This is a genomic window from Streptomyces sp. NPDC033178 (assembly GCF_055577685.1).
On sequence record NZ_JBVIPT010000018.1, the window covers coordinates 72,657 to 93,476 of the forward strand.

Consider the following 20,820-nt stretch of genomic DNA (forward strand, 5'->3'; position numbering starts at 1 on the left):
CGGGCACACGGATCCCACCTCGACCCTCGACAGGAAACGCGGCACCAAATAATGTACATGACGTCAGATAGTCGTCATGGACTCGATGCCGTACCCCTGGTTCCTGTTCTGCGTACGCCATCCCTTCTTCCAGGAGGCCGAGTGACCGCCCCGCCCCCACAGCCCTCGCCGGTCGGCGCGACTGGCGCCGAGTACGAAGTGCCCGTCGAGCGCGGCAAGATCAGCGAGTTCGCCGCCGCCATGCAGTCCGAGAACCCCGCCTTTCAAGGGCCTGAGGCCGTCGTCCCGCCGACGTTCCTGGCCGGCGCCGCCCGCTGGGCCCCCGAGGGCGGGCGGATCGAGACGGGCTTCGAGCGTGCCCGGCTGCTGCACGGGGAACAGGAGTACGTCTTCCACGGACCACCTCCGCGTGCCGGGGACACTCTGATCGCCCGCGAGCGTCTGGTCGACCACTACACGAAGGCCGGCAGGCGTGGCGGCGAAATGCGCTTCGCCGTGGTGAGCACCGAATTCCGCTCCCCCGCCGGGGACCTGGTCGCCGAGGCCCGGGCGACCTACATCGAGACGGCCGCGAAGGAGGGGGCCGGGTGACGACGACGTCTCTCACGTACGACAAGGGAACGGTCGCCCCGCCCCGCCGGTTCGGGCCGCTCACGACCATGATGTTCGTCCGTTACTCGGGGGCTTCGGGCGATCTCAACCCGATGCACTACGACGATGTTCAGGCGCGGGCCGCGGGCCATCCCTCGGTCTTCTCCCAGGGCATGCACCAGGCCGCGCTGCTGGCCACCTTCGCGACGGACTGGCTCGGCGCCGAGCGTGTCCGCCGCTTCCAGGTCCGCTTCCGCGAGCAGGTGTGGCCGGGCGACGAGCTCACCTGCGCCGGCGAGGTCACCACGGTCGCCCCCGGCGGAGAGGGCTTCGATCTGGTCACCGTGGCGCTCACCTGCACGCGGCAGACCGGCGGGGTGGCCATCAGCGGTTCGGCGGACTTCCTGCTGCCCGCGGCCCCGGCGTCGTGACGCCGATACCGCTCATCCGCCCACCGGTTCGCGCCCACCGACCGGCTCGCCCTTCCGAGGCGCCTCGACACGTGGCGGGATACGAACGCCGTGCCGGGGCTCTTCGGCAACCGCGACTGGTGGCCGGACGAAGGGCGTCGGGCCTTCGGCCGACACCGGACGATGTTCGTCCGGTGGTAGCTGGTGGCAGCGGTGGACACCGAGGGCGGCCTGAGGTCCCTCAACGCCTCGGCGGGTGCAACCACCGCGCCAACCGTTCGCCGCGGTCGAGCCTCCCGGAATCGAGCCGGTCGCAGTGGCAAACCTCCACGCCGGCGCCGACCACACGCTCCGTGCCTCTTCCCACACACCGGACGGGTCTCCGACGCGAGCGGCACGGACGTGGCCTCACGGTCGTCGTCGAGACGCCGGCCGGGCACACGGGCACACGGGCCCCTACGAGCGGATCACCGATCAGCTCGCGTTCCGCATCCGTCGCGGCTCCTTCAACCAAATCCCCCCCCGCAGCACCTTGATCTGACAAATTCATCCACTTCAGGACTCCATCGGCGGGGATAGCCTCCGAAGCCTCACCAGAGCATGTCAGCCACTTTCAGCGACGAACAAGGGACCACCATCTGACGGTTGCACGCTTCTAACAAGTATGTCACTTTAGATTCCCGGTTCTGGTCGCTGTCACGGCGGCCGAGTCGCAGAGAGGACTTCCGGCATGGACATCAGTCGGGTTTCGGCGCTCGTCACCGGCGGAGCCGGCGGACTGGGCGAAGCCACCGTCCGCAGGCTTACCGCCGCGGGCGCGGCAGTGATCATCGCGGACCTGGACGACGGCCGTGGCAAAGCCCTGGCCGACGAACTCGGCGGCCGCGTGGAATACGTACATACCGACGTACTCGACGAGGGCGACGTAAACGGAGCGGTCGCCGCGGCGACCGCCCTCGCGCCCCTGGGCATCGCGGTCAGCGCGCACGGCGGGGGTGCGGACGCCTCCCGGGTGGTGGGCCGCGACGGGTCACCCGCGTCCTTCGAACAGTTCCAGTGGTACGTCAACCTCTTCCTCAACGGTACGTTCAACGTGCTGCGGCTGTCCGCCGCCGCGATGGCCAGGAACGAGGCAGGCCCGGACGGCGGGCGCGGTGTCATCGTCAACACAGCGAGCATCGCCGCCTTCGAGGGGCAGATCGGCCAGACCGCGTACTCGGCGGCCAAGGGCGGGGTCGTCGGGCTCACGCTCCCCGCGGCCCGCGACCTGACCAAGGTCGGCGTGCGCGTCATGGCGATCGCGCCGGGCACCTTCTTCACGCCCGCCTTCCGTATGGAGCGGGAGGAGGCCGAACAGCGCTGGGGGGCAGCCGTGCCCTTCCCGAACCGGATGGGCAGCCCCGCCGAATACGCGGCGCTGGTACAGCACATCGCCGAGAACGACTACCTCAACGGCGAGGTCATCCGCCTCGACGGAGCGCTTCGCTTCCAGCCGAAGTGACGCGCCGTGCGCGCCTTGCCGCCAGGGCCTGTTGTCACATGTGGAGCCTGCCCCGCGGCGTCTGGCACGCACTCCCCCGGCTACCGCCGGCAGGTGCCCCCACTCCGGGCTGGGGAAAGGCCCTCGATCGCGGACCGGGCCGTCGCACGGTCGGACCGGGCCCGCATCCCGCACCGTCGCCGCCGCTGGGCGCGCGGAGACGAGCGGCCCGCCATCGCGCCCCTCGATCGGAACTCACATGAGCATTTCACTGATCCTGGAGATGGCCACCTCCGGCCATCCCCACCGCGCGGCCGTCACCACCGGCGGCACGACGTACACCTACCAGGAGTTCGCCGATTCGGTGGCCCGGGCGGGCACCCTGCTGCAGGAGTCGGACGCCGAGCACGTCGTGTTCCTCGCCGGGTCCGGCATCGAGCAGTCCACGCTGCTGTTCGCGGCGGCCCACGCGGGCATCCCCTTCTCCCCCGTCAACTACCGCCTCGGCCACGTCCAGCTCACCGAACTGATCAACCGGATCGAGGGGGCGCTGGTGATCGTGGAGCCCCGCTACCGCGTGGCCGCCGCCTCGTCCCGCGCCCGGCTCGTCACCACCGACGACTTCATGGCCCGGGTGCGGGCCCGCACCGAAGAGCCTCTGCCGCCACGGACCGTAGACCCGAACGATCCCGCCATCGTCCTGTTCACCAGCGGCACGACCTCGGTGCCCAAGGGCGTCGTGCTGCGCCACAGCCATCTGCTCAGTTACGTGATGGGTACGGTGGAGTTCGCCTCCGCGGCCGGGACGGACGCCGCGCTGATCAGCGTCCCGCCTTACCACGTCGCGGGTACGGGCACGGTTCTGACGAACTTCTACGCCGGACGCCGGATGGTCTACCTGCCGGACTTCGAGCCGCGGCGCTGGATCGACCTCGCCCGCGAGGAGGGCGCGACGTCGGCGATGGTGGTGCCGACGATGCTCGAACGCATCGTGCAGTGCCTGCCGAAGGGGGCGACCGCCGACGTCCCGACGCTGCGGACCCTGTCCTACGGCGGGTCGCGCATGCCCCGCCCCACCCTCGAAGCGGCCCTCAACGCCTTCCCCGAGGCCGACTTCGTCAACGCCTACGGGCTCACCGAGACCAGCTCGACCATCGCGCTGCTCGGCCCCGACGACCACCGGGCGGCCCTGAACAGCACCGACCCACTCGTGCAAGCCCGGCTCGCCTCCATCGGCCGGCCGGTGCCCGGCATCGAGGCGGAGATCCGTGACCCCGTGGGCGACCCCGTGGCGCCCGGCGAGCAGGGCGAGCTGTGGGTGCGCGGAGCGCAGGTCTCCGGCGAGTACCTGGGTTCCGCATCGGTGCTGGACAGCGAGGGCTGGTTCCCCACCCGCGACCTGGCCCACCAGGACGCAGACGGCTATCTGTTCATCGTCGGACGAGGCGACGACACCATCATCCGCGGCGGCGAGAACATCGCACCCGCCGAGATCGAGGACGTGCTCGTCACCCACCCGCAGGTGCGCTCCGTCGCCGTCGTCGGGATACCGGACGACCACTGGGGCCAGGCCATCGTCGCCGCCGTGGTCGTCGAGGACGGGGCCGAACTCCACGAGGAACAGTTGCGCCAGTACGTGCGCGAGCGGCTGCGTGGCTCACGCACCCCCGACCGTGTCATCTTCCAGGGCACGCTTCCCGCCACTGCCACCGGCAAGATCCTGCGCAAGGACATCGTCGCCGGGATTGTCGCCGAGGCGGGTTCACACCGGTGACGGAGGAGAACAGCATGCTGAAAACCGGAGCCCGTCTGCGCAGCCAGGTCTGCGGGACGGAGGTCATCGTGGTGCGCGGGAACAACGCGGACGCCGTACTGCACTGTGGTGGTCACCCCATGATCGACCTCACCGCCGATCCCGCGCGGGGATTCGCGATCGACGCCGGCTTCGCCGAGGGCAGCCTCCTCGGCAAGCGCTACACGGACGACGACAACACCGTCGAGGTCCTCGTCACGCACGCCGGTGCGGGCTCGCTCGCCCTCGACGGCAAGACGCTGACGCTCAAGACCGCCAAACCGCTGCCCTCCAGTGACTGAGCGGCGCGAACAGGCTGCGGCGGGTCCGAGGACCCTGGCCGGCGGTCCGCGGTCAACCCTCGTCGAAGGAGACTCATGAACGCGGAGCACCCGCCCACAGCCGGCGCTGCCGGAGCGGAGCCGGCAGCGCTGGTGGAACGGCTGGACGCCGTCATGCTCATCACCCTGAACCGTCCGTCCGCCCGCAACGCGGTCAATGCCGAGATGTGCATCCGGGTCGGTGACGCGCTGGAGGAGGCGGAGCGCGACCAGGAGGTACGGGTGGTGGTGCTCACCGGAGCCGGCGACAAGGCGTTCTGCGCCGGGGCCGACCTCAAGGCCATCAGCCGGGGCGAACCGGTGATTCCGCCCGGCCGGGAGCACTGGGGCCTGGCCGGCTACGTCTCACACGCCATCAGCAAGCCCACGATCGCCGCCGTCAACGGCCTTGCGCTGGGGGGTGGTACGGAGCTCGCGCTGGCCAGCGACCTCGTAGTGGCCGCCGAGCACGCGCAGTTCGGCCTGCCCGAGGTCAAACGGGGGCTGGTCGCCGCTGCAGGCGGGGCGTTCCGGCTCATGGACAGACTGCCGGCAGTGGTGGCGATGGAGCTGCTGCTCACCGGCGAGCCGATCACCGCGCGCCGCGCGGCGGAACTCAACCTCGTCAACCGTGTGGTGCCGGGCCCCGAAGTCCTGGATACGGCGCTCGGCCTGGCCCGCACGATCGCGGCCAACGCCCCGCTGGCGGTGCAGGCCCACAAGCGGATCGCCCTCGCGCAGGGACCGGCGGGCGAACGCCCCCGGGAGGAACCGGGCTGGGCCGCGACGGCGCAGGCCCTGCCGCTCATCGTCGCCTCCGAGGACGCGAAGGAAGGCGCCCTCGCGTTCGTCGAGAAGCGCGCGCCGGTGTGGCGGGGGCGGTAGTCGCTGCGTACGACGCAAGAAGCAGTGGAGCGATGTTCACGTCGCTCCACCGCTCTTCTCTTCCCGGTATTCCCGACCCCGAAGGCCGGCGGGCGACGGTCAGGACACAGGCGTGAAGCGGCACCGTCCGTCAGCTTCCTGCGGTCGCCGCGGCCGAGCCATCGGCAACGAGCCGCACCCTTTCCCGACCGGAACCTACCCACCGCGCGTTGGACGGCCGGTGCTCCGCCTCGCCGAGGGAGCGGCGGCGCGCTTGACGTTCCGGAGACCCGCTCCTTGTCACGTTCCCTGGCGGGGCTGCGGCTCGCGCGGACCATCGGTCACCCGCTCAGCGTCAGTGTGTCCTCCTGCTGTCCGGGATCGGGATGGGCTCTCGTCCCGGGACGGGGACGAGAGCCTGCCGACGCCTGCGCCACGGACCACCGCGGCGACCTCGCGGGCGAACAGCTCGACCGTCTCCGGCCGCCCGAAGTCGTGGAACCGGACGATGGAACAGCTCCACACCGCGCGCGCGTTCCTCCATGAAGCGCGCGACCGGCTCGTCGGGAGTACCGGTCGACTTCGCCCCGGTGTCGTCCGTCATGGCTGGCCGGGCCGCAGCTGTACGAACAGTGCCTCGGCGGCGGCCAGCAGGTCCTCGCCGTCGCGCAGCCGCCCGGAGACGAAGGTCTTGCGGCCGTCGATCCTGTCGATCGTCGCGTCGAGTTGCAGCTCGCGGTGGATGGGCGTGATCTTACGGTAGTTGACTGTCAGAAATGCGGTACGTGAACCCTGCTGCCCCTTGGCGCTGACGAACGTGCCGAGCAGGTCGTCGAAGAGCAGGGGCAGAAAGCCGCCGTGCACCGCGCCGTTCCCACCGAGATGCTCCGTGCCGAACGTGACCCTCGCCCGCAGCGACCGGTCGTCCAGTGCCTCGAGGGTGTACGGCACGAGCAGCGGGTGGCCCGGTCCGAAGAGCACCGCCGCTGCCACGAGACGCTCGTCTTCCAGGACTTCGTACTCTTCGAGGCGTTCTGTGATCCGTCGCAGCGAGCTGAGGAGGTCCGCGGTCACCACGGCGGGGGGAGCGACGGTCACCACGGCCGTCTGAAGCCTTCTGACGGCCTCGATGAATGCGCCGAACGCCTGCGCGTCGGGCCCCTGAGTGGCCGGCCGCGCAGTCCACGCCTCCGCACTCCCAGCCGGTCCGGCATCCACGAATGAATGTGACATGGTCGTCAGATATACCAGTTCTCTTCGATCGCGGCAACGCTGGTCATCGAGTGAGCGCAGGCTCGCGGGGTGCGGGCGGAGGGCATGCGATGCCGGGAACCGGGCCGATCCGCCGGGAGGTGCCACCGCGCGGCGGATCGGCAACTGATGCTCGTCACGTAGTCTCTGTGGTCATCTCCGGCTCGGGCGACTCATCGGGCCGGTAGGAGACCTTGAGCAGCAGCGCGGCTCCCGCCGTACCCAGGCCCACGGCAAGCAGGGCATCGCGGAGTCCGGCACGGCGGCGGGGCAGGAAGCGGTCGACCGAGTACCTGCCGTGGCCCAGCGTGGCCAGCGCCACGGCGGCACCCGCCACGACACCGGTGTACTCCCAGCCGCCCTTGAAGACGAAGAACCCCTTGCCGCGGTGGTCGGTACGCCCCGCGACCGTCATCAGACCGATGGCAGCCGCGGCGGGCAGGGGGTGGGCGGCGCCGACCGTGAGGGCAGCGCCGGCCGTCATCTCCGTGGCGGCGGCGAGTCGGGCGTGCACGGCCGCGGGCTTGAGCCCCAGCGACTCGAACCACCCCGTGGTGCCGCGCAGTCCCCCGGGGCCCGCGACCTTGTTCCACCCGTGGACGAAGAGCATCGGGCCCAGGGTGCCGCGCAGAATCAGTGCGGCAAGGTCGGTTCCCGTTCCTGAACCGACGGCGCGCGGCTGGTGTGAGGTGATGGGATCCGTCACGCGACGGCCTCCTGAAATGGTATTGATCCACCCTCGTGAATGACCTGCGTCCCGCATCGCTGTCGGTGCCCGCAGGACGCCTCGGCAGACGTCCACCGTGGACTCGATCTCGAGATGGGCGAACAGCAGTGCCCAGGCAGGATGACCGCCGGTCTGCTCATGTCTGGCCGGGCCTCATGAGGACGGAGGTGAACTGTCTCTCCGCGATCTTCCACCCGTCGGTGGTCGCCACCAGGCGGTCGTTGTAGAAGCCGACCCCGTTCATGATGAGCCGACCGTCCGGGGTGGTCAGGAGCACATCCACGTAACAGCACGCCGTCACCCGGCCGCCGTCGTCCTCCTCGACGCGCTGGTTGGTGATGCGGTGGAGGGTGTGGCCCATGTCCCGGTGCGCCGCCTCCATCCACGCCGTTATGTCCTCGGCGCGGGTCCACTGCAGGACTTCCCCGGTGGGCATCTTGCCGTAGTCGACCCGACAGTCCTCGGTGAAGCAGCTGCGGAACAACTCCCAGTCACGGCGGTCGATGCCGGTCGCGTATCGCACCAGCACTTCGCCGACCGCTGCGGTCACGGCGGGTTCGGCGCTACGGCGCCCGGGGTCGGGCCTACTGTCCACAGTGTCTCCTTCGTCGCGGTGTTGGGCGGCCCTAAGGCATCAGGAGCAGGCCGCCGTCGACGACCACGGTCTGGCCTCGCATGCCGTCCGCGAGGGGGCTGGCGAGGGCGAGGACCATGCGAGCGACCTCGTCCGTCGACGTCTGGGCTCCTGCGGTGCTGACGGCGGCGAACTTCTCGGTCTGCTCCGGTGTCGCGTCCACCAGGACCTCCTGGTTTCCGGGCGTCAGGCCCATCGAGCCGGGCGCCACGCAGTTGACGCGGATCCCGCTGCTCATGAGCTCCTTGGCCAGGGTGCGGGTGTAGCTGATGACCCCGGCCTTGGCGGCGTTGTAGTGGACCATGAGTCCGTCGGCCACCACGGGGGCGATACCTCCCACGGACGCGATGTTGACGATCCGGCAGGAGGCGTCGGGCTGGTCGAGCATGGCCCGCATGGCCGCCTGGCACATCAGGTGGGTGCCCTTGAGGTCGATGTCGATGACGCGGTTCCACTCGTCTTCCGTGAGCCGGTCGGTGCGGATCACGCTGAAGACGGCGGCGTTGTTGACGAGGATGTCGATCGAGCCGAAGGCGGTGACCGTCGCCGCCACGGCGCGGGTGGCGTCCGCGGCCACACGTACGTCACCCAGCACCAAGCCGGCGGAAAACCCCTCGGCACTGAGTTCGGCCTTGGCCTTCAGTCCCTCGGCCTCACGAAAGTCCATGATCATGACGGCGGCGCCCGCGGCGGCGAGCGTCCTGGCGATGTCGAGTCCGAGGCCGCGGGCACCACCGGTGACCAGAGCGGCCTTGCCGGTGAGGTCGAGCAGGGCAGCGCTCATCAGGGCTCCTCAGGGGTTTCGTTCCAAGCGACGTATGGGCGAAGCGTCGAACGAAGGCGGCGGCGAAGCGGCGACCGGCGGCGGCGCGCCCCTGACGCGCATCGCTAGTCGTCTTTGCCGTAGAACATCGCGGCCGAAGAGCGCGCCACCTTCTCCACCCGCTCCCGGCGGGCCTCACTGTGGGCTGCCGCCTGCTCCGGCGTGACGTCCGCGAACGGGAAGATGTAGGTCGGGCCGCGGCCCAGCTCGCGCAGTCCGGTACGCGCGACCTCCTCGGAGGCGAACAGTCCCTCGGGCTTCAGCCCACTGCGTTCGAGCAGCCGCCGCAGGGCTGGCGTGTCGGTCGCCGGCGCGACGAGACAGGTCACGTCGATGCCATGCGGTCCCAGCTCGGACCAGAGCGACTCCGCGAACGCGATCTCGAACGCCTTGGTCGCCGAGTACACCGCCAACCGCGGTCCGCCGCCGAGTCCGGCGCCGGAGGCCATGATCAGAATCCCGCCGTGCCCGCGCCGCTTCATCGCGGTGGCGAAACGGTGGCACGAGCCCATCACCGTCGCGGTGTTGCGCTGGAGCATTCCCAGCCAGTCGCCGATCGGGCAGTCCAGGAAGTAGGCGCCGCGTGGATCGGCACCGGCGTTGGAGATGTACAGCCCGACGTCGAGGTCGGACGTCAGGTCGAACAGGCGCTGGGCGGCGTCATGTTCGGACAGGTCGAGCGCGATCACGCGGGTCCGGATCCCGTGGTCACGTTCGAGGCCGGCGGCCTGTTCGTCGAGCAGCGCCTTGCGACGTGAGACCAGGACACAGTTGAGTCCATGCCCGGCGAGCATGCGGGCGTAGTCGCGGCCCATGCCCTCCGAGGCGCCCGCGATCACGGCCCAGGGGCCGTACCTCTCCAGTAACCGCGCCCCGTCGATCCCGTCAGGCCCAGCGCCCATGCCTCGCTCCTCCGCTGCCACAACAATCAGCCGACAGAACCGTCGTAGTCCGCACCGGCAGCACGGACACGAAGTTCCTCGGCATCAGAAGTACACGACGTCAGAAAAGTAGCCCCCGCAAGGAGGCGAGACAAGACTCGTGCAGGACCGGGCTTTCCAGCCGTCCGGCGCACTGGGCAGTGGACCCGCTCGCGGGCCGTCACGCCGATGCTCGACTTCCACACCCGTATGAGTTGGAAATTCTCCCCGTTGAGGCCCCAGCTCCGGATGGGCGGAAGGCGACCACACCCTGACCCGCCCTGGCACGAGGCAACGTGGAGACTTTGACGCACCACACCTTCCCTTGACATGACGGGTGCGTCAGATACGCTGGCGTGACGCACGGCTGGGATGAGCTTGCCCTGGGATGCGGGCCCCGCAGGGGACAGCCGCAGGCCTCGCACCGCGGCCTGCGGCCAAGGCTCCCCGCCGATCCGGCATCCACCACACACCGGGGACACTCGATGGCATCTCTCGCAGTCCACGCCGACCACCGGAGCCTGGCGGAGGTGGCGCGTTCCTTCCTCACGGCCCAGGGCGGCACCGGTCCGGCGCGTGAGGCGCTCGACGGGGGATCCGGTGCGCCTCCGGCGTACTGGCCGCAGCTCGAAAAACTCGGCTGGCTGGGGTTGCATCTGCCCGAGGAGGTCGGCGGCCAGGGCTTCGGCCTCGCCGAAACGGCCGTCGTGGTCGAGGAGTTCGGGCGGGTGGTCGCTCCCGGCCCCTTCCTGTCCACCGTGATCGCCTCGGCGGTCATCGACCGGGCCGGCGACGCCCTGCGACGAGCGAAGTGGCTGCCCGTACTGGCTTCCGGCGTCACCACGGCCGCGATCGGCCTGGTGCCGGACGCACTCTCGCTCCATGACGGGCAACTCGACGGCGAGATGCCCGCGCTCTGCGCGGGCATCACCGACCTGCTGGTGCTGGCGGTCGGTGCCGATGTCGTCGTACTCGACCACGACAGCCCCGGACTGACCGTGCGGGAGGGCGACAGCCTCGATCCCACCCGGCATGTGACCACTGTGGTCTGCGCGGCCGTCCCGGTCGACGAGTCCGCGGTACTGCGCGGTGCGTACGCGGAGGCGGTGCGCGTCGCCAGGACGCTGGCCGCCGCCGAGGCCGCGGGCATCGCCGACACCTGCACGTCGCAGGCCCGCGACCACGCCCTCTCCCGTGAGCAGTTCGGCCGCCCGATCGGATCCTTCCAGGCCGTCAAGCACCAGTGCGCGGACATGCTGGTCGCCGCCGAACTCGCCGCCGCGGCCGCGTGGGGTGCCGCCCGGCCCGCGCTGTCGGCGCAGGAGGGTGCGTACGCCGCGGCCCTCGCCGCGGCCCAGGCGCTGCCCGCCGCCACGCACTGCGCGGGTCGGAACATCCAGTTGCACGGCGGCATCGGCTACACCTGGGAGCACGACGCCCACCTGTACTTCAAGCGCGCGCTGGCGCTGGAGACGCTGTTCGGTGCGCGGGCCACGGACGACGTCGTCACCGGCGCGGTCGCCGCCTGCTCCGTGGCCGCGGTGCCCGAACTCCCCGAGGAGGCCGCGTCGTTCCGGGCCGAGGTCCGGGCGCTGCGCACCGAACTCGACACGCTGCCCGCCGGGGAGCGGCAGGCGGCGCTGGCCCGGTCCGGCTATCTCGTCCCGCACTACCCACGCCCCTTCGGCCGATCCGCCGGGCCGGTGGAGCAGCTGGTCGTCGAGGAGGAACTGCGCGGCGTCGACCAGCCCGACCTGGGCGTCGGCGCCTGGATCCTGCCGACCCTGGTGCAGCACGGAACCCCGGCCCAGCGCGAGCGCTGGGTGTGGCCCGGCCTCAGCGGCGAGCTGCGGTTCTGCCAGCTGTTCAGCGAGCCCGAGGCCGGGTCGGACGCGGCCGCCATCCGCACAGCCGCCCGCAGGACCGAGGGTGGCTGGCTGCTCAACGGCCAGAAGACCTGGACGAGTGACGCCCAGCGCTGCCACCGCGGACTGATCACCGTCCGCACCGACCCGTCGGCACCCAAGCACGCCGGGGTGACGATGATGGTCGTCGATCTGCACGCCGAGGGCGTGGAGATCCGGCCGCTGCGGGACATGACCGGGGCATCCGCGTTCAACGAGGTCTTCCTCGACGACGTGTTCGTGCCCGACGCGGACGTGGTGGGCGAGGTGGGCGCCGGCTGGACCGTCGCCCGCGCCACCATCGGCAACGAGCGCGTGAGCATCGGTACCGGCCAGGGCGGCACCGCGGTCGACGCCGGGGTCCTGACGGACCTGGCCGTACGCCACGGCGGCGCGGACGGACCGCTGCGGCAGCGTCTCGGTCAGGTGATCGCCGAGGAAGCCGCGATGACCATGCTCAACCTGCGACAGGTGCAGGCGACGATCGAGGGTCTCGATGGCGGCACCGACGGGAACATCGGCAAGCTGCTGTCGGCGGAGCACGCCCAGCGTGCGACCTCGCTGGCCCTTGCTCTGTGCGGGCCGACCGCCCTGACGGGAGCCGAGCCCGAGGTCGTCGGCGCGCTCCTCTACAGCAGGGGGCTCAGCATCGGCGGAGGCACTTCGGAGATCAGCCGCAACCAGATCGCCGAGCGCGTACTGAAGTTGCCCCGCGAGAGGAAGTGACCGGGCGGGCGCCCCCAGCGCAGGGACTCCGGACCTCACCTCGGCTCCGGGAGCAACTCCGCGCCCTCACAGAGCAGCCAGCCCCCGCAGCGCCGTCCGGTCCACCTTCAGCATCGGGGTCAGGGGCAGCGCGTCGACGATCTCCAGTCGGTCCGGGGCCTTGTAGTCGGCGAGCCGGCGACGGGTCCAGGCGCGCAGTTCGTCGAGGCGTGGCGGGTCAGCCGCCTCCCGGGGCACGACGAACGCGACGCCGATCTCGCCGATGACCGGGGCCGGGGTACCCACCACCGCTACGCGGGCGATCCGCGGGTGCTCGCCGAGTACGTTCTCGACCTCCAGCGGGTAGATGTTGTACCCCCCGCGCAGGTAGACGTCGGTGGACCGCCCGGTCAGCACGAGGTGGCCCTGGGACGTGAAGGTGCCCAGATCGCCGGTACGCAACCAACCCTCGTCGTCGAGCGTCTCCGCCGTGCGCACCGGGTCGCGCCAGTAGCCGCGCATGACACAGGCGCCGCGCACCCGCACGCGCCCGACCGATCCGGGCGCCAGAGCGTGCCCGTCGTCGTCCACGACCTCCACCTCCACCCCGGTCTGCGGGCGTCCGACGGTGCGGAACTGCACCTCCGTCGGGTCGCCGGGATCCGTTCCGGTGATACTGGGTGACTCCGTCATCGCATAGCGCACGACGAGCGGCGTGCCGAGCACGCGATTGACGCCCTCTACCAGTTCCGGCGGGGCCGGGGCGGTGGCGCTGATGCCCAGCCGCAGATGCGGGAAAGCGCGGTGCTCGATGCCTGGCTCCTCCAGCAGCTTCGTCCACTGGGTGGGCACGGCGGCCCCCACGGTGACGCGTTCACTCTCCAGAAGGTCCGCCATCGCGGTGGCCTTCCACGGTACGGAACTGATCACCAGCGCGATGCCCCACGTCAGTTGGTCCCAGACCTTCGCCATGTATCCGGCGTGTGCGAACGGGGTGGCGAACAACCGGCGGTCGAACGGCGCGCTCATCACCCCCGAGGTCACGGCCGCCGCCGCAAGGCCGCAGTGGTCGAACCACGCGCCCTTGGGCGCCCCGGTCGTGCCGCTGGTCCAGATGATGACCGCCGGGTCGTCCGGCGCCACCTGCTCCCGTGGGAAGGAGCCCGGCGCCCCATTTCGGGCGGCGGTGAGTTCCTCGCGGGACATCAGCGGGAAGCGGGCGGGGACGGGGGGCAGGTCCGCACCGGCGTCCCTGATCACCAGGACGGGCCCGCAGCGACCGAGGATTTCCATCGTTTCCTGGGCGCCCAGGCGGGTGTTGAGGCCGGTGGCCACCGCGCCGAGCCGCAGGATCGCGGCATAGGCGACGGCGAAGTCGATGCCGGAGGGCAGCATCAGTGCCACCACGTCCCCATGCCGGACCCCGCGTGCCGCCAGCTCCGCGGCCACCGAGTCCGCCTGCCGGTGCCAGCCACCGAAGGTGATCCGGTCGGCGCCGTCGACGTACGCCTCGCGCTCGCCGAACTGCCGTGCCGCCGCGGCCAGGGCCTCCCCCAGGACGGCGGCCTCGCCGCGCAGCGGGGGCACGAGGGCGCGCGTCATGGCGCCGGACTGCTGCTCATTGCCGGTCGTGGACACCTTGTCGTGTCACGCACCTCTCCTTGAGTACCTGCGGTAGCCGCGCGATCCGGGCTCAGCGGGTGAAGCCGGCATGCAGCGTGGCCTTGAGGACCTTGTTCACGGCGTCGCGCGGCAGCTCAGTGCTTCAGGAGCCGTCGGCCCAGCGTCGTGACATCGGCCTGGAAGTCGGCGAAGCTGCGGCTGGCCGGCTCGATGGTGATCCAGGTGACTCCGGCGTCGGCGTAGTCGTCCAGCCGCGGCTCCAGGGCGTCGCAGAACGCCGTCACGTCGGCGCTGCGCAACAGGTCGTTCTCGAAGGTGACGAACGAGATGTCTGCCCGGGGGTTGCCCGCCTCGGCCCGGTGTGCGTTCTGCTCGCTCACCATCCGGCGCAGGGTCGCGAGGTCTGTCAGCGGTGGCGTCCGGGTGATCTCGGCCATCTGCGCGGACTGCGCCATCGGCATCCAGCCGTCCGCCAGTTCCCGCGCGCGTCGCTGGGCGGCCGCGCTGTTGCCGCCGATCCAGATCGGTGGCCCGCCCTGCTGTGCGGGGCCGGGCAGCGCCAGATGCCCCTGAACGCCGTACTCCGGACCGTGGTGCTCCTCCCCCGCCCAGGTGGCGCGCATCGCGGCGATCGCCTCGTCGAGGAGCTTGCCGCGTCGTCCGAAGTCGGCGCCGAGCGCCTCGAACTCCGGCTCCAGGTAACCGGACGCCATCCCCAGTGTGAGCCGGCCGCCGGAGAGCAGATCGAGGCTGGCCGCCGACTTGGCCGCCAGAAAAGGGCTGCGGTAGCCGGCCACCATCGCATAGGTGATCACCCGCAGGCGCTCGGTGGCGGCGGCCATCATGCTCAGCGACACGAAGGGGTCGAAGGCATGGTGCCCGCCGCCCGCAAGCCACTTGCGGTCCGGATACGGGTGTTCGCTCATGGAGACCGCGTCGAAGCCGGCCTCCTCGACCACGCGCGCGACCGCGCCCAGGCCCCCGCCGCCACCGATCCAGCGCTCGTAGTGCTTGACCGCCCGCATGGGAAACGTGAGGTTGAACTTCAGCGCCACAGGTCACGCTCCCGCCCATCGAATGCCATGGTCATGTCTTTCTCAGCGGACGGTCCAGGTGTGGTGACCTCGCAGCGTCCGCTGGAGCCGCGAGGTGGTCTCGCCCGCGGAGGCGCGCGTGGTCCGGGAGCGCACCAGTTCGTCGTACGTGGGGCGTTGGACGGCACGCAGGACGCCCGTGAGAGTGTGTTCGAGGTTCTGCCCGGACAGCCGGGAGAGGGCGTAGGCGTACTCGGGATCGTCGGTGTGGGCGTCGTGGCGCGGCCGGGTTCATCGCGACGAGGACGTCGGGCCGGTCGCCGGCGGTGAGCACGTCGTGGTCCGCGATCTGGATCTGGAAGCTGGAGACGCCGGGCAGTGTGCCCTGGGGCGCGCGGATCTCGGCGGGGAAGTTCGGCTGGGTGGCGAGGTCGTTGCCGGAGACGGCGGCGCCGGCGGTGAACCGGTCGCCGGCCAGTTGCATGCCGTCGCCGGAGTCGCCGGCGATGCGGATGACGACGCGGTCGAGCTTCTCGACGGCCGCGGCGGCGCGGCCGGGAACGTCATGGCCGGGAACGCCGTCGCCGGGAGCGTCGTGCGGGTGCATGGTCAGCCCACTTCCTTCGCGGATGCGGGCGGTATCGCCTGGTCGAGAAAGTCGAGGAGACGCTCGGAGAACACGTCGTTGTCGTCGCCGGCCACCATGTGCCCGACTTCGCGGACGTCGGTGACCGTCAGGTCGGGGATCAGATCCCGCATCTCGGTAACGCCGGCGTCCGAGACGACGTCGGACTCCCTGCCGCGCACGAGCAACACCGGGCAGGTGAGCCTGCGAGCGGCGTGCCGGGAGCGGCGGTGGATAACGGCGGAGTCGGCGGCCTGGGGGTGGGGCGCGACCATCGCGGGGTCCCAGTGCCAGTACCAGCGGCCGTCCCGCTCGCGCATGTTCTTCTTCAGCCCCTCCAGCGAACCGGGCTGCTTGCGATGCGGGTTGTACGCGGCGATCGCGTCCGCCGCCTCCCGCAGCGAGCCGAACCCGTCGGGTGCGCCCCGCATGAACTGCTTGATGCGGTTGCCGCCCTTGGCCTCGACCGTCAGCGCGATGTCCACCATCACCAGTGCCCGGGCGAGTCCCGGGTCCTCGCCGAGGGCCAGGAGCGCGGCCTTGCCGCCCAGGGAGGCACCGACCAGGGCCACCGGCAGGTCGCCCCGGGTCCGCTTGAGCTCGGCCACCAGGATGCGGATGTCGGTCAGGTTGGCACTTACGCCGTAGTCTCCGTCGGGGGCCCACTGGCTGTCGCCGTGGCCGCGCAGGTCGACAGTGACCGCGACCCAGCCGGCGGCGGCGAGCCGCTCCCCCGTGCGCCGCCACGAGTGCCGGGTCTGCCCGCCGCCGTGCAGCAGGACGACCAGACCGTGGTGCGGGGAGCGGCGCCCGCGGGAGGTCCATACGTCGGCGGCGAGCCGTACCCCCGAGCCGGGAAGCTCGATGTGGGTGCAGGTCATGCCCTCTGCCGCCGCTCGCCGGGAACGTGGAGGAGGACGGCGCCGGCCTGGCCGCCGCCCGCGCACATCGCCGCGACGCCGTACCCGCCACCGCGCCGCCGCAGTTCGTGCAGCAGCGTGACGACCATGCGGGCACCGGAGGCGGCCACCGGATGGCCGAGACTGCAGCCGCTGCCCGCCGTGTTGACAAGCTCCTCGTCGATGCCGAGCTTCTTGCACGCGGCGACCGGCACGGAGGCGAAGGCCTCGTTGATCTCCCACAGCGCGATGTCGGAGACTCCGAGACCGGCGCGCTGAAGCACCTTGGGGATGACGTCCAGGACGGCGAGGCCGGTACGCGCGGGCTCGATCGCCGTGGCCGCCCAGGCGCGGATCTCGGCGAGGACGGTCAGTCCCTGCTCCGCGGCGAACGCGCTGTCGGTGACGGCGACGGCCGCCGCCCCGTCGTTGAGACCGGCGGCGTTGCCCGCGGTGATGGAGAAACCCTCGATCTCGGGGTGCAGGACCTTGAGCCCGGCGAGCTTCTCGACGCTGGTGTCGCGGCGGGGGTGCTCGTCGACGGCGAAGTCGGCGAAGGAGCCGTCGGGGCGCAGGGCTCGTACGGGGACGATCTCCTCGGTGAACGCGCCCGTGTCGATGGCGGCGATCGCCCGCTGGTGGGAGCGGGCCGCCCAGGCGTCCATCTCCTCACGGGTGATGCCCACTTCACGGGCGGTGTTCCAGCCGACGGTGAGCGACATGTCGCGGTTGGACGCCTCGGGCGTGGCCGGATGCGACGGCGACATCCACCGCTCCGCGAAGGAGTCCTCGGTGCCGGGGACCCGGAACTTCTGCACCGGCGCGGTCGAGGTCGACTCGACGCCGCCCGCGATGACGGCCCGCTCGGCCCCGGCGGCGATCACCGCCGCCGCGTCTCCGATGGCCGTCAGGCTGCCGGCGCAGTGCCGGTTGACGGCCTGTCCGGGCACCTGGTGCATGCCCGCCTCGACGGCGGCATACCGGGCGAGGTCGCCGCCGCCGTAGTTGGACTCGGCGAGGATGATGTCATCGATGAGCGCTGCGTCCAGTCCCGAGCGGCGCAGCACCTCCTCGACGACGACACGCGCGAGGTTCATCGCCGTGGTGTCCCGCAGGCTGCCCTTGAAGGCCCGGCCGACGGCTGTCCTGGCCCCGGCCACGATGACCGGCGCCGGTATGCCTGATCGATACATCCGCGCTCCTTGGCTGATGCGCTGCGGCTCGGCTCGGCCGAGCCCGAACGGGTCCCTGGTCTGTCCGCCCAGCTCCACCCGGACCCCCGTGGCATCGGTGAAGTCCTCGACGGCGCCGATGCCGTTCTCGCGCCCGTTGCCGCCGGCGCCCGTGCTCCCTGCGGAGACGACCACGCGGAGACACCGTTGACCGGCCGTGCGCCGTCGAGTTCGGGACCCGGCGCGGTCCTGAGGGCCCGGCAGAGGCCGGCCGACTCCCGGGCCACAGAGATGTGATTGACGCTCTCCGCGTCCTCGACAGGGCGACGGTTCCCCCTGGCGCACCCGCTCGTCCACACATCTGCACCGACGCCCTGTCCCTTGACCGACGAGTTGTGAGCCGCTCCGGACGATGGTTGCCAATCAGCGGGCGGCCCCTCATAGTCATAGCGGATACAACTGTCAGAAACAATGGCTTATGACAGTCTCGTCACCATCAAATCTGAAGCCTTCCTTGCTGTTCACATGACTGATTGTGAGCACGCATGATGTAGACAACAAGTTCACTTCTGACTCTCGCCCCTACCTACGGGGGCCTTCGGAAACGCCCCTGTCGAGGAGGCCCCATGGATCTGGACTTCACCACTGAGCAGCTGGAGTTCCGCGACCAGGTACGCACCTGGCTGGAAGAGAACAAACCCCGCGCGTCCCGGCCCGAAGACGCCCAGGGCATCCGCGAGCACGACCTCGCCTGGCAGCGCACCCAGTGGGAGGGAGGCTGGGCGGGCATCTCCTGGCCGTCCGAGTACGGCGGGCGCGGCTCCACCCTGGCGGAACAACTCATCTGGTACGAGGAGTACGCCGCGCACGGGCTGCCCTCGATCGACGCCTGCTTCGTCGGGCTCAGCCACGCGGGACCCACACTCATCACCCGTGCCACCCCGGAACAGAAGAACCTCCACCTGCCGAAGATCCTGCGGGGCGAGGTGGTGTGGTGCCAGGGCTTCTCCGAGCCGGAGGCGGGCTCCGACCTCGCCTCGCTGCGCACCAGGGCGGAGATCGACGGCGACGAACTCGTCGTCACCGGGCAGAAGGTGTGGACCAGCTTCGCCGCCTCGGCCGACTACCAGGAACTGTTGGTGCGCACCGACTCCTCGGGCACCAAGCATCAGGGCATCACCTGGGTCGTCTGCGACATGCGCAGTCCCGGCATCGAGGTCCGCCCGATCCGCACGATGGACGGCGGGGCGGAGTTCTGCGAGGTCTTCTACGACGAGGTGCGCATCCCGCTGACGAACGTGGTCGGTGGTCTCGGCAACGGCTGGAGCGTCGCGATGTCCACCCTCGCCTTCGAGCGTGGCACCGCGTTCACCGCCTCCCAGGTCCATCTGGCCCGGATCGTCGAGGACCTCATCGACCATGCACGCGACCACGTGGGCCCCGACCGTCGCCGACCCGCCCTCGCCGACGACGAGACGGCCCGGCGGCTGGCACGGGCGCGTGCCGACGTCGCGGCGCTGCGGGCGATGACCTACGTGGGCATCTGCCGCAGCATGCAGTCCGACACCCCGGGTCCGAAGGGCTCGATGCTCAAGCTGCACTACTCGAACCTCTACAAGGACGTCGCCGCGCTGGCGATGGACATCGTCGGTCCCGAAGCGCTGCGCCGCGGCGCGCGGCATCACGGACACCGCTGGGTCGGCAACTACCTGTACGCCTTCTCCAGCTCCATCGGCGGCGGCACGTCGGAGATCCAGCGCAACATCATCGGGGACCGGGTCCTCGGTCTGCCCAGGTGAAAGGGGACACACCATGGACCTTCTGCCAACCGAGGAACAGCTCGAACTCCTGGGCCTTGCCCGCGAGTTCCTCACCGGCCAGCAACCGATACCCACGCTGCGGGCCCGCGTCGCCGAGCCCTGTGCGGTCGACCGCGAGCAGTGGGCGGCGGGCGGTGGGATCGGCCTGCTGACGCTCGGTCTCGACGTCAGCCACGGCGGTTCGGGGCGTCCCCTGGAGGACGAGGCGCTGCTCTTCCGAGAGCTGGGCCGGCAACTCGCACCGGGCCCCTACCTCGCCGCGACGCTCGGGGCACGCGTCGCAGCACAGTGCGGCGACGCGGACCTCGCCACCCGGATCGGATCCGGCCGAACGCTGGTGGGCCTGGCGGAACTGCGGGGCGACGGCGCGATCGGGCCGGACGGGATCAAGGGCACCTTCGACCTCGTCGATGCCGTCGACTGCGATCATCTGCTGGTCGTGACCGCCCACGGCGCCGGGCTCTTCGCGGCCCCGGACCCCAGACAGGCCGAGGTGATCCAGTCCATCGACCCGGGCACCCGGCTCGCCGCCGCGACGCTGGAGACCACCGAGGTGTCCCAGTGGCTGCCCGCCGCCACCGAGTCGCTCCAGGCCCGTGCCATGGTCCTCAACGCCGCCATGCTGGCCGGGGTCGCCGAGGCGAGCGCCGAGCTGGCCACCGAACACGCCAAGAACCGTGTGCAGTTCGGCAGGCCGATCGGCGTCAACCAGGCCGTCAAGCACGCCTGCGTCGACATGGCCCTACGGTCGGAGGCCGCCGTGGTGCAGACGCTCTTCGCCGCGGTCAGCGTCGGCTCGGCGCGCCCGGACGCCCGCTTCCAGCTGCTGGCCGCGAAGTCCGTCGCGGGCCGGGCGGCCATCGCCAATGGCGCCGCATGCATCCAACTGCACGGTGGCATGGGATTCACCGACGAGCACGACGCACACCTCTACCTCAAGCGCGCCCACGTGCTGAACCACCTGCTCGCCGAGCCGACCGACGTACTGGCCGAGTTGCTCGCGCAAGGGGCGGCCCAGTGACGGGGAACGGAGCACGCAGGACCGGTGTCGCCGGGGCCGCGCTCTCCGACGCGGGCCGCGGCACGAGGGCCTTGACGGCCACCGCCTCAACTTCCGGGCCTCGGACTCACGAACCGCTGTCCCATCGGTCCGACACCGGAACCCGAACTTCCGGCGACCGCCGCGGCAGTTGACCGCCGAGGCACGGTCACGTCATCAGACACCC

At 70.9% G+C, this 20,820-nt stretch carries 18 protein-coding genes and 1 pseudogene; 9 read left to right on the forward strand and 10 right to left on the reverse strand.

What is annotated here, in order from left to right; genetic code table 11:
- The first annotated feature begins 141 nt into the window (after positions 1–141).
- The 6 genes from ACZ5VQ_RS36500 (at position 142) to ACZ5VQ_RS36525 (ending at position 5,478) form a co-directional block, all read left to right on the forward strand.
- The gene (locus tag ACZ5VQ_RS36500) at positions 142–591 is read left to right on the forward strand and encodes an FAS1-like dehydratase domain-containing protein (RefSeq protein WP_469108693.1); all 450 of its coding nucleotides are present in this window, start codon (positions 142–144) and stop codon (positions 589–591) included.
- Positions 588–1,022: a MaoC/PaaZ C-terminal domain-containing protein gene (locus ACZ5VQ_RS36505; RefSeq protein ID WP_469108694.1), complete on the forward strand. Its 435-nt coding sequence runs from the start codon at positions 588–590 to the stop codon at positions 1,020–1,022. Before ACZ5VQ_RS36500 ends, ACZ5VQ_RS36505 begins: the two co-directional genes overlap by 4 nt.
- A 709-nt stretch (positions 1,023–1,731) precedes the next feature.
- On the forward strand, positions 1,732–2,502 hold the full coding sequence (locus tag ACZ5VQ_RS36510; RefSeq protein WP_469108695.1) for an SDR family NAD(P)-dependent oxidoreductase: 771 nt from the start codon (positions 1,732–1,734) through the stop codon (positions 2,500–2,502).
- Between the two features lie 238 nt (positions 2,503–2,740).
- Positions 2,741–4,255: a class I adenylate-forming enzyme family protein gene (locus ACZ5VQ_RS36515; protein WP_469108696.1), complete on the forward strand. Its 1,515-nt coding sequence runs from the start codon at positions 2,741–2,743 to the stop codon at positions 4,253–4,255.
- Between the two features lie 14 nt (positions 4,256–4,269).
- Complete coding sequence (locus ACZ5VQ_RS36520; RefSeq protein WP_469108697.1) at positions 4,270–4,575, forward strand: hypothetical protein; 306 nt, start codon at positions 4,270–4,272, stop codon at positions 4,573–4,575.
- 75 nt (positions 4,576–4,650) lie between these two features.
- Positions 4,651–5,478 carry a crotonase/enoyl-CoA hydratase family protein gene (locus tag ACZ5VQ_RS36525; RefSeq protein WP_469108698.1) on the forward strand — a complete coding sequence of 276 codons (828 nt, stop codon included), beginning with the start codon at positions 4,651–4,653 and terminating at the stop codon, positions 5,476–5,478.
- A 579-nt stretch (positions 5,479–6,057) separates the two neighbouring features.
- On the opposite strand, the gene ACZ5VQ_RS36530 is transcribed toward ACZ5VQ_RS36525, so the two are convergent.
- The 5 genes from ACZ5VQ_RS36530 to ACZ5VQ_RS36550 all read right to left on the reverse strand — a co-directional run bounded on the left by ACZ5VQ_RS36530 (position 6,058) and on the right by ACZ5VQ_RS36550 (position 9,794).
- Positions 6,058–6,555, reverse strand: coding sequence for a PaaI family thioesterase (locus tag ACZ5VQ_RS36530; RefSeq protein WP_469108699.1), 498 nt, complete (start codon positions 6,553–6,555; stop codon positions 6,058–6,060).
- Positions 6,556–6,844: 289 nt separating this feature from the next.
- Positions 6,845–7,414 (reverse strand): DoxX family protein, encoded by a 570-nt coding sequence (locus ACZ5VQ_RS36535; RefSeq protein ID WP_469108700.1) that lies wholly within the window; start codon positions 7,412–7,414, stop codon positions 6,845–6,847.
- A 157-nt stretch (positions 7,415–7,571) separates the two neighbouring features.
- The gene (locus ACZ5VQ_RS36540) at positions 7,572–8,030 is read right to left on the reverse strand and encodes a nuclear transport factor 2 family protein (RefSeq protein WP_469108701.1); all 459 of its coding nucleotides are present in this window, start codon (positions 8,028–8,030) and stop codon (positions 7,572–7,574) included.
- A gap of 31 nt (positions 8,031–8,061) precedes the next feature.
- Positions 8,062–8,853, reverse strand: a complete 792-nt coding sequence (locus ACZ5VQ_RS36545; protein ID WP_469108702.1) for an SDR family NAD(P)-dependent oxidoreductase — start codon at positions 8,851–8,853, stop codon at positions 8,062–8,064.
- A 104-nt stretch (positions 8,854–8,957) separates the two neighbouring features.
- Entirely contained in the window at positions 8,958–9,794 is an 837-nt protein-coding gene (locus ACZ5VQ_RS36550) for an SDR family NAD(P)-dependent oxidoreductase (RefSeq protein ID WP_469108703.1), read from the reverse strand.
- Between the two features lie 503 nt (positions 9,795–10,297).
- Here ACZ5VQ_RS36550 and ACZ5VQ_RS36555 point away from each other — a divergent pair.
- Positions 10,298–12,442, forward strand: coding sequence for an acyl-CoA dehydrogenase (locus ACZ5VQ_RS36555; RefSeq protein WP_469108704.1), 2,145 nt, complete (start codon positions 10,298–10,300; stop codon positions 12,440–12,442).
- 66 nt (positions 12,443–12,508) lie between these two features.
- Here ACZ5VQ_RS36555 and ACZ5VQ_RS36560 read toward each other — a convergent pair whose 3' ends face one another.
- From ACZ5VQ_RS36560 to ACZ5VQ_RS36580, 5 genes and pseudogenes are all read right to left on the reverse strand, one after another.
- On the reverse strand, positions 12,509–14,059 hold the full coding sequence (locus ACZ5VQ_RS36560; protein ID WP_469108705.1) for a class I adenylate-forming enzyme family protein: 1,551 nt from the start codon (positions 14,057–14,059) through the stop codon (positions 12,509–12,511).
- A 119-nt stretch (positions 14,060–14,178) separates the two neighbouring features.
- Positions 14,179–15,099: an LLM class F420-dependent oxidoreductase gene (locus ACZ5VQ_RS36565; protein WP_469108706.1), complete on the reverse strand. Its 921-nt coding sequence runs from the start codon at positions 15,097–15,099 to the stop codon at positions 14,179–14,181.
- A gap of 259 nt (positions 15,100–15,358) precedes the next feature.
- A pseudogene (locus ACZ5VQ_RS36570) lies at positions 15,359–15,685 on the reverse strand (2-oxoacid:acceptor oxidoreductase subunit alpha); the annotation flags it as partial.
- 2 nt (positions 15,686–15,687) lie between these two features.
- Entirely contained in the window at positions 15,688–16,584 is an 897-nt protein-coding gene (locus ACZ5VQ_RS36575) for an alpha/beta fold hydrolase (RefSeq protein ID WP_469108707.1), read from the reverse strand.
- Entirely contained in the window at positions 16,581–17,969 is a 1,389-nt protein-coding gene (locus tag ACZ5VQ_RS36580) for a thiolase family protein (protein WP_469108708.1), read from the reverse strand. Before ACZ5VQ_RS36580 ends, ACZ5VQ_RS36575 begins: the two co-directional genes overlap by 4 nt.
- Before the next feature lie 431 nt (positions 17,970–18,400).
- Here ACZ5VQ_RS36580 and ACZ5VQ_RS36585 point away from each other — a divergent pair, with 431 nt between their 5' ends.
- On the forward strand, positions 18,401–19,573 hold the full coding sequence (locus ACZ5VQ_RS36585) for an acyl-CoA dehydrogenase family protein (protein ID WP_469108709.1): 1,173 nt from the start codon (positions 18,401–18,403) through the stop codon (positions 19,571–19,573).
- Between the two features lie 13 nt (positions 19,574–19,586).
- Positions 19,587–20,615, forward strand: a complete 1,029-nt coding sequence (locus tag ACZ5VQ_RS36590; RefSeq protein WP_469108710.1) for an acyl-CoA dehydrogenase family protein — start codon at positions 19,587–19,589, stop codon at positions 20,613–20,615.
- Positions 20,616–20,820 lie beyond the last annotated feature (205 nt).